At 72.4% G+C, this 13,252-nt stretch carries 12 protein-coding genes; 6 read left to right on the forward strand and 6 right to left on the reverse strand.

From position 1 onward, the window contains the following. The first annotated feature begins 111 nt into the window (after positions 1 to 111). Entirely contained in the window at positions 112 to 333 is a 222-nt protein-coding gene (locus ABZV94_RS23140) for a hypothetical protein (protein WP_189894229.1), read from the forward strand. Further along, positions 333 to 689, forward strand: coding sequence for an ATP-binding protein (locus ABZV94_RS23145; protein ID WP_356343123.1), 357 nt, complete (start codon positions 333 to 335; stop codon positions 687 to 689). The genes ABZV94_RS23140 and ABZV94_RS23145 overlap by 1 nt, the downstream gene beginning before the upstream one ends. A 335-nt stretch (positions 690 to 1,024) precedes the next feature. On the opposite strand, the gene ABZV94_RS23150 is transcribed toward ABZV94_RS23145, so the two are convergent. Continuing rightward, positions 1,025 to 1,435: a hypothetical protein gene (locus ABZV94_RS23150; protein WP_356343126.1), complete on the reverse strand. Its 411-nt coding sequence runs from the start codon at positions 1,433 to 1,435 to the stop codon at positions 1,025 to 1,027. A gap of 520 nt (positions 1,436 to 1,955) precedes the next feature. Here ABZV94_RS23150 and ABZV94_RS23155 point away from each other — a divergent pair. Continuing rightward, positions 1,956 to 2,282 (forward strand): hypothetical protein, encoded by a 327-nt coding sequence (locus tag ABZV94_RS23155; RefSeq protein ID WP_356343129.1) that lies wholly within the window; start codon positions 1,956 to 1,958, stop codon positions 2,280 to 2,282. A gap of 36 nt (positions 2,283 to 2,318) precedes the next feature. Here the strand turns inward: ABZV94_RS23155 and ABZV94_RS23160 are convergent, their stop codons facing one another. The 4 genes from ABZV94_RS23160 to ABZV94_RS23175 all read right to left on the reverse strand — a co-directional run bounded on the left by ABZV94_RS23160 (position 2,319) and on the right by ABZV94_RS23175 (position 7,167). Then, positions 2,319 to 3,542 carry an MFS transporter gene (locus ABZV94_RS23160; RefSeq protein WP_356343131.1) on the reverse strand — a complete coding sequence of 408 codons (1,224 nt, stop codon included), beginning with the start codon at positions 3,540 to 3,542 and terminating at the stop codon, positions 2,319 to 2,321. A gap of 96 nt (positions 3,543 to 3,638) precedes the next feature. Beyond that, positions 3,639 to 4,688 carry an endonuclease/exonuclease/phosphatase family protein gene (locus ABZV94_RS23165; protein WP_356343133.1) on the reverse strand — a complete coding sequence of 350 codons (1,050 nt, stop codon included), beginning with the start codon at positions 4,686 to 4,688 and terminating at the stop codon, positions 3,639 to 3,641. Positions 4,689 to 4,874: 186 nt separating this feature from the next. Continuing rightward, positions 4,875 to 5,504, reverse strand: coding sequence for a TetR/AcrR family transcriptional regulator (locus ABZV94_RS23170; protein WP_356343135.1), 630 nt, complete (start codon positions 5,502 to 5,504; stop codon positions 4,875 to 4,877). Positions 5,505 to 5,580: 76 nt separating this feature from the next. Continuing rightward, positions 5,581 to 7,167 carry an MFS transporter gene (locus ABZV94_RS23175; protein ID WP_356343138.1) on the reverse strand — a complete coding sequence of 529 codons (1,587 nt, stop codon included), beginning with the start codon at positions 7,165 to 7,167 and terminating at the stop codon, positions 5,581 to 5,583. Positions 7,168 to 7,346: 179 nt separating this feature from the next. Here ABZV94_RS23175 and panB point away from each other — a divergent pair, with 179 nt between their 5' ends. The 3 genes from panB to ABZV94_RS23190 all read left to right on the forward strand — a co-directional run bounded on the left by panB (position 7,347) and on the right by ABZV94_RS23190 (position 10,225). Continuing rightward, the gene (gene panB / locus ABZV94_RS23180) at positions 7,347 to 8,225 is read left to right on the forward strand and encodes a 3-methyl-2-oxobutanoate hydroxymethyltransferase (protein WP_356343140.1); all 879 of its coding nucleotides are present in this window, start codon (positions 7,347 to 7,349) and stop codon (positions 8,223 to 8,225) included. Between the two features lie 156 nt (positions 8,226 to 8,381). Then, complete coding sequence (locus ABZV94_RS23185) at positions 8,382 to 9,407, forward strand: ATP-binding cassette domain-containing protein (protein WP_356343142.1); 1,026 nt, start codon at positions 8,382 to 8,384, stop codon at positions 9,405 to 9,407. Further along, positions 9,404 to 10,225, forward strand: a complete 822-nt coding sequence (locus ABZV94_RS23190; RefSeq protein ID WP_356343144.1) for an ABC transporter permease — start codon at positions 9,404 to 9,406, stop codon at positions 10,223 to 10,225. Before ABZV94_RS23185 ends, ABZV94_RS23190 begins: the two co-directional genes overlap by 4 nt. Positions 10,226 to 10,237: 12 nt before the next feature. Here the strand turns inward: ABZV94_RS23190 and ABZV94_RS23195 are convergent. Next, positions 10,238 to 13,252 (reverse strand): BTAD domain-containing putative transcriptional regulator (locus tag ABZV94_RS23195; RefSeq protein ID WP_356343147.1); only part of this gene is annotated, 3,015 nt, incomplete at its 5' end.

Genomic DNA, 13,252 nt, shown 5'->3' on the forward strand with positions numbered 1-13,252 from the left:
CACTCTCCTCCGCTGCCCTGGTCGCGAACGCGAAACCCCTTCCACGGTAGCGAGACCGGCGACACGCTGTGAGGCATTCGTCACACACCGCACAGAAGGTTGCCGCCTCTCATGTCCGACCGCTCCCCCACCGCCTACGACGTCACCCTCTGCGTGGAGGACCTCCGCGCCGCGCTCGCCCTGCACGGCATCACGCTCCCCTCGCTCCGGGTCGACCTGCCGAGCTTCGCGGGTACGTACGCCCCGCCCGCCGGACTCGTCACGCTCGGGAACTGCAACACGGCCACGGCGCGGGCGCTGGCCGCCGCGCTGAGGAAGGCGGCGGCGGAGTGATGACGCTGCTGGAACTGCACCTGCTGGCCACGGCGAAGGCGGCACCGGAACTGCGCCGCCACCTCCGTGGGCACGGCTTCGACGTCCACCTGTGTGCGACGGAGCTGCTGACGAACGTCATCGACCACCTCGGCGAGGGAACACCGGTGACCGTCCGTGTCGGGGGTACGGCGGTGGGGGGCCGTACGCGGATCGAGGTGACCGATCCCGACCCGCGCGCCCTCCCCGTTCTGCTGTCCGCCGAGGAGGCGGCGGAGTCGGGGCGGGGGCTGGCTCTCGTGGACGCGCTGGCCGAACGATGGGGCGTGGACCAGGGGCCGGACCGGAAGACGGTGTGGTGCGAGCTGAGGAACTGAGCCGGGGGACTGCGGAGGGACTACGGGGAGCTGATGCGAGCGGATGCCGGGAAGTGACCGTCGGGCCGCCCGCTTCTCGGCCAGAGTCGGGCTTCCGCGAGGTGCGTCAAGGGCGCTGCGCGTCGCCTTCGGCGATGGGCCTCCGGCCCACCCTTGACACACCTCGCTCCAGCCCGGGGAAGAAGCGAGCGGGCGACCGGAGGAAAGTGGCCCCCTCACCGGCACCGGTCCCCGCCGCCAACTGCCCCGACACCGTCGGAAGGGGAACGCGACCGCGCCTCGCCAGCACGCCGGGAGGGCCAAGCGGCTTGCGGGTGGTGGGGTGGGGGGCGCGCTCAGTGCTGCTGTATTGCGAGTCCGGGGCAGTGGCGCCGCATCGCGTCCAGGACGGCCTCGGGCGGCACCCGCAAGGTGCTCGTGGCCATGGTGGCCGGGCCGAAGCCGAGCCGTGCGTTCATGGACGCGGTCCTGCGGACGAGCTTGGGTGCGCGGGCCAGGTAGGCGTCCGGGTCGTCCAGCACCAGTTCCGGTCGGTCGGGGAGCAGGCGCTGGATGAAGATCACCGAGCAGAACCCGAAGAAGCAGAAGGCCGGCGCCCCCGCCACAGTCGTCTTCGCGGTGCTGTGGGCGACCAGGAAGACGATGCCCAGCGCGACGAACACCAGGGACCCGGCCAGCATGGCCCACGCACGTCCCTTGGCGAGCGGGAAGACCGTCGGGGGCAGCGGAGCCGCTTTTTCGATCACGGGCAGACCACAGGACCAGAGCCCTAGCCAATGGAACCGGGTAATTGGCGGATTTGGGCCACGTGACCACCTACCCGCCCTTCTGACCTGCACTTCTGCTGCGCCCCTTGGCACAATTCCGCCAATCACGGCCTGCGGGGACCCAACCACCCGCCCACCACAAGCCGCTAAGCCCACCCGGCGTCCATGCGAGACGCGGACGCGCCCCACCCACCGGCCGCGAGCCGCCAGACCGACGCGGCGTGCTGGCGAGGCGCGACCGCGTGCCCCTTCCGACGGCACGCACTCAGCCGGCCTGGGGGCCCGTTGCCGCTGCGGCCACCGCTGTTTCGGGCCGCTCGCTCGCTTCTTCCCCGGGCTGGAGCGAGGTGTGTCAAGGGTGGGCCGGAGGCCCATCGCCGAAGGCGACGCGGAACGCGCCCTTGACTCACCTCGCGGAAGCCCGACACTGGCCGGGAAGCGAGCGGACCAACGGTCACCTTGACTGCTGGGCCGGGACAGCAAGCCGGACGGAGGTGCCGTGGGTATCGAGCTGGAGGTACGGGTCGGGCAGGCGTCGCGGAAGAAGGGGCGCCCCTCGGACACCCTCGTCCGCCGTTCCCATGCGCACGGTGACGCCCTCGCGCGGGCCCTGGACGGGGTGAGCCACGGGCGGCTCGCACAGGTCGACCCCTACCGGGACACCCGCTTCACCGAGCAGGACGCGGCAGCCGCCCTTCCCGAGGTGGCCGCCCTGGTGCGGGAGTGCGCCAGCCCGTTCCAGCAGGCCGCCCTCCTCGACCTCGCCGAGATGCTGGAGGTCTGCGCGGCCACGCCGGGGAGTTCCCTGTGGTTCATCGGTGACTAGCCGCAGCCCACCCCCGCGGGCCCTCCGCCCCGCCCCTCAGCGGTGCAGTGCCTGCGCGTCCTCCGCCTCCGGGACCCGGGACGCCACCACCCGCCCCACCGACGGAGTCTCCCGGCGGCGGTCCACCGCGTACGCCACACTCGCCACGCCGAGGCCCAGGACGGCCAGGGCCGCTCCCGCGAGGGCCGGGGACGTCGTGCCGAAGCCGGCCGCCAGGGCCAGGCCGCCGATCCAGGCGCCGCCCGCGTTGGCCAGGTTGAAGGCCGCCTGGTTGGCCGAGGAGGCGAGGGAGGGGGCCGCCGACGCCTTCTCCATCACCATCAGCTGGAGGGGGGAGCCGGTGATGAACGCCGCCATGCCCAGGAGGGTCACCGCCAGGGCCGCGCTCCACTCCGCCCGCATCAGCAGGGGGAAGAGCAGCAGGACCGCGCCCAGGGACGCCAGGCCGCCGAAGAGGGTGCCGCGCAGGGAGTGGTCGGCGAGCCGGCCGCCCAGCAGGTTGCCCGCCGTGGCGCCGACGCCGAAGAGGGCCAGGAGCAGGGTCACGCTGGTGTCGGCGTAGCCCGCCGCGTCCGTCAGCATCGGGGTGACGTAGCTGTAGGCCGCGAAGAGGGCGCCGAAGCCGGCCACCGTCGTACCGAGGGCCAGCCAGACCGGCACCGACTTCAGGGCCGCCAGTTCGCCGCGCAGGCCCGTCGACGTCGCCGCGTGGTTCCGGTCGTGCGGGATCAGGAGGGCCAGGGAGGCGATCGCCGCGATGCCGATCGCGCTCACCCCCAGGAACGTCGCGCGCCAGCCGAGGTGCTGGCCCATCAGCGTGGCGACGGGGACGCCCGCGATGTTGGCGACGGTCAGGCCGAGGAACATCAGGGACACCGAGCGGGCCTTGCGCTCCGGCGGGACCATCGCCGTGGCGACGACCGCGCCCACGCCGAAGAAGGCGCCGTGCGGCAGGCCGCTGAGGAAGCGGGCGGCCAGCAGGGAGCCGTTGCCGGGGGCGAACGCCGACAGGGCGTTGCCGGCGACGAACAGGGCCATGAGGGAGATCAGGACCGTGCGGCGGGACATCCGCGCGGTCAGTGCGGCCAGCAGCGGGGCGCCGATGACGACGCCCAGCGCGTACGCCGAGACCAGGTGCCCGGCGCTGGGGATCGAGATGTGCAGGTCGTCCGCGACGTCGGGCAGGAGGCCCATCATCACGAACTCGGTCGTACCGATGCCGAAGGCGCCCACGGCAAGGGCGAGCAGGGCCAGGGGCATGAGGGACCTTTCAGAGAGCGGAGTGCCGTACAGGTTCGAGTCTCGCAGTATGTTCCCGGACGGAACAAACTCTCTCAGGTCCAGTATTCCAGCAGGTTAAGAGGCTGTGTCGAGCTTCACACGGGCCGCTACGGGCAGGTGATCGCTGTTGGTGCGCGGCAGCGTCCAGCTCTTCTCCGGCTCCACGCCCTTGACCATGATCTGGTCGATGCGCGCCATCGGGAACGACGCCGGCCAGCTGAACCCGAAGCCACTGCCCGCCGCGCCCTGCGTGGAGCGCATCTGGGAGGTGACGGCGGTGAGCGCGCGGTCGTTCATGGTGCCGTTCAGGTCGCCGAGGAGCACCACCTGCTTCAGGGGCTCGTCGGCGATGGCCTCGCCGAGCGCGTTGGCGCTCCTGTCCCGCTGCCGGGCGGTGAACCCGGCCTCCATCTTCACCCGCACCGAGGGCAGGTGGGCGACGTAGACCGCGACCGGGCCCTTGGGCGTCGCCACGGTGGCGCGCATCGCCCGCTTCCAGCCGAGCTTGATGTCGACGGCGCGGACGCCGGTCATCGGGTACTTGCTCCACAGCCCGACCGTGCCGACGACCGCGTGGTACTTGTACGTCGACGCCAGCGCCTTCTCGTAGACGGGTACGGCGGAGGCGGGCAGCTCCTCCAGGGCCAGGACGTCGGCGCCGGACGCGGCCACGTCGGTGGCGGTCGCGGCCGGGTCGGGGTTGTCGGCGTTGACGTTGTGGGTGGCCACCATGAGGTCGCCGCCGGCGGCCGACCTGTCGGTCAGCAGCCCGCCGAAGAGGTTCAGCCAGACGATCGCCGGGAGCGTGATCGCGATCAGGGCGGTCGCCGACCGGCGGACCAGGGCGAGCACCACAAGGACCGGGACGGCCAGGCCCAGCCAGGGCAGGAACGTCTCGGTGAGCGAGCCGAGGTTGCCCACGGCGTTGGGGATGTGCGCGTGCAGCAGCATCACCAGGGCGAGCAGCAGGGCCAGTACGGCGAGGACGACGCCGCGCCGCCAGACGCGCGGATCGTTCCGCCACCCGTTGAACAGGCGGTGCGTCAGGCGTCGGGGCCGGGATCCCGGTCGCTCGGGCCCCGAGCCGTCGTCCACCGTCTCCGTCATGTACGCCTGCTGCGCCATACCGTCTGCCTCACTGCCTGCCGTGCACACCGTTCGCCCCCGTGCTCTTCCGACCCTAGGGGATGATCGGCTCCGTTCCGCCGTCCCATGACGGCCGTACGGAAGACGAGGACGAACGAGCCGGGGCCGCGAGTTCCGGTCGCCCCCGGGACGCATGGGGTCTGTGACGAAACGCGCACATTAGTGCTACGGCACCGTGGACCTGACGGGGCGTAGGCCCTCCAGGACCGCGTCGACGATCTGCTCCGCCAGACCCTCCGGCAGATCGGCGTCGGGGCGCATGACGGAGCGGACGAGCATGGGGCCGACGAACATGTCGTTGGCCAGGTCCAGGTCGATGTCCGCCCGGATCTCGCCGTTCGCCTGCGCGCGGCGCAGCAGGTCCAGGGCGAGGTCGCGGCGGGGCGCTATGACGCTGGCGTGGTACGCCGCCCAGATCCGCGGGCTGCTCTTCATCTGGGCGTACACGTTGTGCAGGATCGCCGAGGAGCGGCTGACGAGGCCGCGCCGGCGCAGGGACTCCAGCAGCACGACGAGGTCGTCGCGCAGGGAGGTGCCGGGCAGCTCGGGGTCGGGGGGTTCGGCGGCGCGCACGACGTCGACGAACAGTTCCTCCTTGCCGCTCCAGCGGCGGTAGATGGTGGCCTTGCCGACCCCGGCCGTGCGGGCGACCCGCTCGATGGACAGCTCGGCGAGGGGCACGCCCTCCTCCAGGAGCTTCATCACGCCTTCCAGGATGGCGCGTTCCACCGCTTCGCTGCGCGGCCGGCCCCGGGCGGGTCCCTCCGGACGCGGCCGGCTCTCGGCAAGGCTCACGACGATCCGTCCTCTCACTGTGCTGCGGGGATTGTCCCGCAGCCGCCTCCTTCCCCCGTGGAACCGCGCGCGGGACTCACTCCCCGGCGGCGACCAACTCCGCTCCCTTGTCCTGCCGCTGACCGGCGGCCGGCTTGCCCGGCAGGAACAGGAAGGTCACCACGGCGCCGATCAGCGCGACGCCCGTACCGCACAGGGCGGTGACGTGCATGGCGTGCAGGAACGCGTCGTTGGCGGGGGTGACCAGGGCCTTGCCCTGCGGGCCGAGCTTCTGGGCGACGCCGAGGGTGGCCTCGATGGACTCGCCGGCGGTCTCGCGCAGGCCGGGCGGCAGCAGGCCGAGCTTGTCCTCGATGCCGTTGCGGTACGAGGTGGCGAGCACCGAGCCGAGGACGGCGATACCGAGGGCGCCGCCGACCTGGCGGAAGGTGTTGCTGAGCGCCGAGGCGGAGCCGGCCTTCTCGCGGGGCAGGGCCTGCATGATGACGACCGAGGTCGGGGTCATGATGTGCGCCATGCCGGTGCCCATGAGGAAGAAGACGACCTCCAGCAGCCAGATCGGCGTGTCGGCCTCGAACGTGGCGAACGCGGCCAGCGTCGCCGCGATCAGCACCAGACCGCCGGTGGTGGTGGCCTTGTTGCCGAACCGGTCGACCAGCAGCCGGGCGCGCGGCGCGAAGATCAGCTGGGCGGCGGCGAGGGGCAGCATCAGCACGCCGGACTCCAGCGGGGAGTAGCCGCGCACGCTCTGGGTGTAGAAGACGCCGAAGAACGTGACGCCCATCAGCGCGAAGAAGACCAGCGCGATGGCGCTCATGGCGGCCGAGAAGACCTTGTTGCGGAAGTAGGTGACGTCGAGCGACGGGTGGTCGCTGCGCTTCTCGAAGACGACGAAGCCGGTCAGCACGACGAGCCCCGCGGCGATGGTGACGAGCACCTTGGCGTCGGTGAAGTCGGCGAGTTCGCCGCCCTTGATGATGCCGTAGACGAGCAGGACGAGGCCGACGACGGACAGGACCACGCCGACGGGGTCGAGGCGGCCGGGCCGCGGGTCGCGGGAGTCGGGGACCAGCCAGGTCATCAGGACGAGCGCGACGATCACGATGGGCACGTTGATCAGGAAGACCGATCCCCACCAGAAGTGGTCGAGGAGCGCGCCGCCGGTGATCGGGCCGATGGCGATGGCCAGGCCGACGCCGCCGGCCCAGATGCCGATGGCCTTGGGCTGCTCCTCGCGCTCGAAGACGTTCATCAGCACGGCGAGGGTGGCGGGCATGACGAAGGCCGCGCCGAGCGCCATCAGCGCGCGGTAGGCGATCAGCTGGCCGGGCGAGCCGGACTCGGCGGCGAGCGCGGAGCCGATGCCGAACACGAGGATGCCGCCGAGCAGCACCTTCTTGCGGCCGAGCCGGTCGCCGACGAGTCCGGCGGTGAACAGCAGGCCGGCGAAGACGAGGGTGTAGGCGTTGATCGCCCACTCGATCTCGCTCTGCGTGGCGCCGAGGCCGGTCGGCGCCGGGGTGGCGATGGTCTTGATGGCGACGTTCAGGATCGAGTTGTCGAGCACCACGATCAGCAGGCTGAGCATGAGCACGCCGAGGATCGCCCAGCGGCGTCGGTGCACCGCTTCCGGTATTCGGGAGGCAGGGACGGGACTTGTCATGTGTTCGAGCCTACGATCATTTCGATACGGAACCGTCTCGTATCTTATTTCTTTACCAAGGCCTTACGCGGCTCGGCTCACAGGGGGTACCCCTGGCCCCGAATGGCACGAGGTGCCACCATGGAGTCGGTCCGGGGACGCCGTCAGGGCGCCTCGAGATGACTGAAGGAGCCGTTGCCATGACGCAGCTTTCGGCTGCCCAGAACAAGCCCTCCGACGGCAGCAAGGCGCTGTACGGGGGCCTCTACGGAGGAAAGGGCACCCGCCGCATCACCGTCCGCGACATCGCCCTCGCCAAGGAGCGGGGCGAGAAGTGGCCCATGCTCACCGCCTACGACGCGATGACCGCGTCCGTCTTCGACGAGGCCGGCATCCCGGTCCTCCTGGTCGGCGACTCGGCGGGCAACTGCCACCTCGGGTACGACACCACCGTCCCCGTCACCCTCGACGAGATGACCATGCTGTCGGCGGCCGTCGTACGCGGCACGACCCGCTCCCTGATCGTCGGCGACCTGCCCTTCGGCTCCTACCAGGAGGGCCCGGTGCAGGCGCTGCGCTCGGCGACCCGGCTGGTGAAGGAGGCCGGGGTCGGCGCGGTCAAGCTGGAGGGCGGCGAGCGGTCCCACGAGCAGATCCGGCTGCTGGTGGAGTCCGGCATCCCGGTCATGGCCCACATCGGGCTGACCCCGCAGTCCGTCAACGCGATGGGCTACCGCGTGCAGGGGCGCGGCGAGGAGGCGGCGCAGCAGCTGCTGCGCGACGCCAAGGCCGTGCAGGACGCGGGGGCGTTCGCGGTGGTGCTGGAGCTGGTTCCGGCGGAGCTGGCGGCCGAGGTGACGCGGGTGCTGCACATCCCGACGGTCGGCATCGGCGCGGGCCCGGAGACGGACGCGCAGGTCCTGGTCTGGACGGACATGCTCGGGCTGACCTCCGGCCGGGTCCCGAAGTTCGTCAAGAAGTACGCGAACCTGCGTGAGGTCATGGGCGACGCGGTCAAGGCGTTCGCGGAGGACGTCGTCGGCGGGGACTTCCCGCTGGAGGAGCACTCCGTCCACTAGGCCATCGCGGCACCACCGGGCAGCCCGCCGATCTTCCCCCGTCGGCGGGCTGCCCCTCTTTGATCGTCGGGGATGTGTCGGTGGTGTCGGCAGCGCATCGGCGGGTGTCGGCCGGCTGTCGGTGGTTTGTCGGTGGGCCCTGGCACTGTCATCGGCATGACACGCATCGACGACAACCCCGTCGGCGGACGCTCCGCCGTGACCGTACGGGGACTGGTCAAGCACTACGGCGAGACCAAGGCGCTGGACGGCGTCGACCTGGACGTGCGCGAGGGCACCGTGATGGGTGTGCTCGGGCCGAACGGCGCCGGCAAGACCACCCTCGTACGGATCCTGTCCACCCTCATCGCCCCCGACGCCGGGCAGGCCACGGTGGCCGGCTACGACGTCGTGCGCCAGCCCCGCCAGCTGCGCCGGGTCATCGGCCTCACCGGCCAGTACGCCTCGGTGGACGAGAAGCTCCCGGGCTGGGAGAACCTGTACCTGATCGGCCGGCTGCTGGACCTGTCCCGCAAGGACGCCCGCGCCCGCGCCGACGAGCTGCTGGAGCGCTTCTCGCTGACGGAGGCCGCCCGGCGCCCGGCGGGCACGTACTCCGGCGGCATGCGGCGCCGGCTGGACCTGGCCGCGTCCATGATCGGACGGCCCGCCGTGCTGTACCTGGACGAGCCGACCACCGGCCTCGACCCGCGCACCCGCAACGAGGTCTGGGACGAGGTGAAGGCGATGGTCGGCGACGGCGTCACCGTGCTGCTCACCACCCAGTACATGGAGGAGGCCGAGCAGCTCGCCTCGGAGCTGACCGTGGTGGACCGGGGCAAGGTCATCGCGAACGGCGGGATCGAGGAGCTGAAGGCCCGCGTCGGCGGACGGACCCTGCGGGTGCGGCCGGTGGACCCGCTGGAGCTGCGCCCGCTCGCCACGATGCTGGACGAGCTGGGCATCACCGGGCTCGCCGCGACCACCGTGGACAGCGAGACCGGGACCCTGCTGGTGCCGATCCTCAGCGACGAGCAGCTGACCGCCGTGGTCGGCGCGGTCACCGCGCGCGGCATCACGATCTCCTCTATCACCACCGAACTGCCCAGCCTGGACGAGGTGTTCCTGTCGCTCACCGGCCACCGCGCCAGTGCCCCGCAGGACGCCATGCCCGCCGACGACCGTCAGGAGGTCACCGTATGACCGCCGCCACCTTGTCCCCGGCCGCCCCGAAGACGGACACGCCGATTCCGCTGCGGGCCCATCTGCGCCACACCGGCGCGCTGATCCGCCGCAACCTGCTCTGGATCCGCCAGGACCCGGAGTCGATGTTCGACGCGATCCTGTTCCCGGTCGTCTTCACCCTGCTGTTCGTGTACGTCTTCGGCGGCTCCATCGGAAAGTCCCTGGGCGGCGGGCAGGACCAGTACGTCCAGTACGTCATCCCCGGACTCATGGCCATGATGGGCATGAACATGGCCCAGGGCGTGGGCACCGGCTTCAACCAGGACTTCAACTCCGGTGTCATGGACCGCTTCCGGTCCCTGCCGATCGGGCGCGGCTCCGTGCTCTTCGCCAAGATCGCGGTGGAGCTGATGCGGATGCTGTTCGCGACCGTCGTGCTGATGGTGGTCGCCCTCCTCGTGGGCTACGACATCCACAGCTGGAGCGGCCTGCTGGCCTCCGTGGGACTGTCGGCGGTGTTCGGCTCGGCGCTGATGTGGGTGTTCCTGACCCTCGGCGTGATCATGAAGAGCGCCCAGTCGGTGCAGGCGATGGGCTTCCTGGTGCTGATGCCGCTCCAGTTCGGTTCGTCGATCTTCGCGCCGACCTCCTCGATGCCGGGCTGGCTCCAGGCGTTCACCGACTACAACCCGCTGTCCTCGCTGGCCGACACCGCACGCGGCCTGATGGAGGGCGGCCCGGTCGCGCACGACCTGTGGGTGACGCTCATCTGGTCGGTCGGCCTGACCGCGGTCATGGCCCCGGTCGCCATCCACAAGTTCCGCACCAAGAGCTGACGTCCGCGGCGCTCAGACCAGGGCGGTGGCCTCCGCGAGGGAGAGGCCACCGCCCTCGGCGTACGCGGCCTCGTACGACCGCGGGTCGAGCACCTGCCGTATCCGCGCCTCGGTCATGGCGTGGCACCGCCGCTCCACGTCGGAGGGGACGTGGCCGGGCGGCAGCAGCGCGTCGGCGGCGCCCAGGCAGCGGGCGGCGTCGGCGGCACGGCTGCCGCCGTCGGCGCGGGCGAGGGCCATCGCCGCGATGGTGAGGCAGATGGAGTTCAGGTGCGGGTTGAGGGCCTCGGACAACGGGTCGGCGGCGAGACGGACGGCCTCGCGGACCCGGGTGAGGGCTTCCTCCGCGCGCTCGTCCACGGCGTCCACCCAGGCCTCCTGGGAGGTGATCAGCGCGTCGAACACGACGAAGCGCGCGATGGTCACCTCCTCGCGCGTCAGCCGGAGCTGTTCGCGGGCCTCCGCGGTGCGGCCGGTCAGGCTGAGCCAGCCGGCGAGGAAGAGCCGCGCGAAGGGCACGGCCTCGTTGGGGGTGCCCCCCTCGCTCACGGCGACGTCACGGAGCATCCGCTCGCCGCGTTCGCTCTCGCCGGCCTGCACGAGCACGCTCCCCAGCCGGGCGCGGAGCACGGCGACCTGGCCGCGGGCGCCGAGGCGTTCGGCGTGTTCGATGGCGGCCCGGTAGTCGGCGGCGGCCTCGCCGTAGGCGCCCTTGCGCTCGTTGGCCTCGCCGCGGGCGGACAGGGCCTCGGTGGTGCCCCAGGCGTCGCCGAGCCGGTGGTAGATCTCCAGGGACTCCTCGGCGTCGCGGGTGGCGTCACCGGCCCAGGAGGCGCGGTTGGCCAGGAGGTTGGCGCGCAGGTGGAGGGCACCGGCCAGCTCCCACTCGTAGCCCGGGGTCTCCCGGCAGGTCCGCACGTTGGCGTCCACGATGGTGCGCACCCGGTCGGTGCCGCCGGTCAGCAGCGCGGCGAAGAACCACAGCATGCCCGGGGGCCGGCAGGTCTGCGGCAGGCCGGGCTCGTAGGCCCGGGCGACGGCGCGGAGCTTCGCCTTCGCCTCGGGGGTCTGCCAGAGCTCCATCTCGGTGTCCATGCACGCCAGATGGGCCAGATGGACTCCGCGCCGGGCCTCGGCGAGGATCTCGCCGGTGTACGGCGGCGGGGCGTCGGTGCAGCGCTGCCACACCGGTTCGGCGCGGCGGACCGGTTCGGTGAACGGGTCGGGGCCGAGCGCCATGACCTCCCGGCACCAGGTGCGGACCTCGATGCGCTGGTCGCGCATCTGCCAGAACCAGAACAGGGACAGGACCAGGCACAGGCCCTCCTGCTCGTCGCGTTCGGCGACGGCGTGCCGGAAGGCGGTGCGCAGGTTCTCGTACTCCAGCTGGAACCGGTCGATGGCGGCGCGCTGCTCGGAGCCGCGCAGCAACGGGTCGGTGGTGCGGGCGAGTTCCCGGTAGTAGGTCAGGTGGGCCCGTTGGGCCTCCGCGCGGTGGCCGGTCTCGGCGAGGCGTCCGGCGGCGTACTCGGCGACGGTCTCCAGCAGCCGGTAGCGCATGCCGCCGTCGGCCGCGGGAGCGGCCACCACCAGGGACTTGTCGACCAGGGAGCCGAGGGCGTCCAGGGCGGCGGGCCCGCACACGGCCTCGGCGGCGGCCAGGTCGCAGCCGCCGGCGAACACCGACAGCCGGGCGAGGACGTCCCGTTCGGCTTCGTCGAGCAGGTCCCAGGACCAGTCGACCACGGCTCTGAGGGTCTGCTGGCGGGGCAGGACGGTGCGGCTGCCGGAGGTGAGCAGCCGGAAGCGGTCGTCCAGCCGGTCCGCTATCTGGCGCGGTGTCAGCATGCGCAGCCGGGCCGCCGCCAGCTCGATCGCGAGGGGCAGTCCGTCCAGGCGGCGGCAGATCTCGGCGCAGGCCTCCGGGTCGTCCTCCACCCGGAAGCCGGGGCGGGCCGCCGCGCCGCGGTCGGCGAGCAGCCGCAGCGCGACCGGCTCGGGCAGCGGCTCCACCGGCCGCACCACCTCCCCCGGCACGCCGAGGGGTTCGCGGCTGGTCGCGAGGACGGTCAGCCCCGGGCAGCGGGCGAGCAGGTGCTCGGTGAGCCGGGCGGCGGCGTCCACGACGTGCTCGCAGTTGTCCAGGATGATCAGCATGCGGCGCCGGGCGCAGTGCTCCACGAGCCGTTCGACGGGGTCGCCGTGCCGGTCGGAGACCGCGCGCATGCCGTCCACGCCGGCGCCGTGCAGCACGGTCTCGCGGGCGCCGATCGCGGTGAGCACGGCCTGCGGTACCGCGTCCGGGTCGTCGACGGGGGCCAGCTCGGCGAGCCAGACCCCGTCCCGGACGGTGTGCCGTACCGCCTCGGCGGCCTCCTGGGACAGCCGGGTCTTGCCCGCGCCGCCGGGCCCGAGGAGGGTGACCAGGCGGGCCGTGGCCAGGTCGGCGCCGATGGCCCGCAGGTCGGATTCCCGGCCGACGAAGGAGGTGAGCCGGGCGGGCAGGTTGCCCGGGCGGGCCGCGGCGGGCCGCTCGGCCGGTTCGTCGCGCAGCAGCTCGGCGTGCAGGGCGCGCAGTTCGGGTCCGGGGTCGGAGCCCAGCCGGTCCGCGAGGAGACGTCGTACGTCCTCGTAGGCGGCGAGCGCCTGGGCGGGGCGGCCGGTGTCGCGCAGGGCGCGCAGGCGCAGCGCCTGGAGCGGTTCGTCCAGCGGGTGGCTGTCGCACAGGGCGGTCAGCTCGGGCAGTGCCCGCTCGGCCTCGCCGAGGGCGAGGGCGGCGGTGTGCCGGGCGCGCAGCGCGTCGAGCCGGCGGGTCTCCCAGCGGGCCGCCTCGGCGGTGCGGTCGGGCAGGTCGGCGAGGGCGGGGCCGCGCCACAGGGCGAGGGCGTCGTCGAGGACGGCGGCGGCCTTGGCCGGGTCTCCGTCGGCGAGGGCGGCGAGGCCGTCGCCGGTCAGCCGGTCGAAGCGGCCGAGGTCGACGTCGTCGGGTGCGGCGGTGAGCCGGTAGCCGCCGTCGGCGGAGACGAC

The sequence above is a fragment of the Streptomyces sp. NPDC004658 genome (genome assembly GCF_040609555.1).
Classification (GTDB): domain Bacteria; phylum Actinomycetota; class Actinomycetes; order Streptomycetales; family Streptomycetaceae; genus Streptomyces.

What these genes read in the sequence shown, in the direction of transcription:
- ABZV94_RS23165 (WP_356343133.1), bottom strand. Translation starts at nt 4,688, where the DNA reads ATGGCGCAGCAGGCGTACATGACGGAGACGGTGGACGACGGCTCGGGG.
- panB (WP_356343140.1), top strand. Translation starts at nt 7,347, where the DNA reads ATGACGCAGCTTTCGGCTGCCCAGAACAAGCCCTCCGACGGCAGCAAG.
- ABZV94_RS23140 (WP_189894229.1), top strand. Translation starts at nt 112, where the DNA reads ATGTCCGACCGCTCCCCCACCGCCTACGACGTCACCCTCTGCGTGGAG.
- ABZV94_RS23160 (WP_356343131.1), bottom strand. Translation starts at nt 3,542, where the DNA reads ATGCCCCTGGCCCTGCTCGCCCTTGCCGTGGGCGCCTTCGGCATCGGT.
- ABZV94_RS23145 (WP_356343123.1), top strand. Translation starts at nt 333, where the DNA reads ATGACGCTGCTGGAACTGCACCTGCTGGCCACGGCGAAGGCGGCACCG.
- ABZV94_RS23190 (WP_356343144.1), top strand. Translation starts at nt 9,404, where the DNA reads ATGACCGCCGCCACCTTGTCCCCGGCCGCCCCGAAGACGGACACGCCG.
- ABZV94_RS23175 (WP_356343138.1), bottom strand. Translation starts at nt 7,167, where the DNA reads ATGACAAGTCCCGTCCCTGCCTCCCGAATACCGGAAGCGGTGCACCGA.
- ABZV94_RS23185 (WP_356343142.1), top strand. Translation starts at nt 8,382, where the DNA reads ATGACACGCATCGACGACAACCCCGTCGGCGGACGCTCCGCCGTGACC.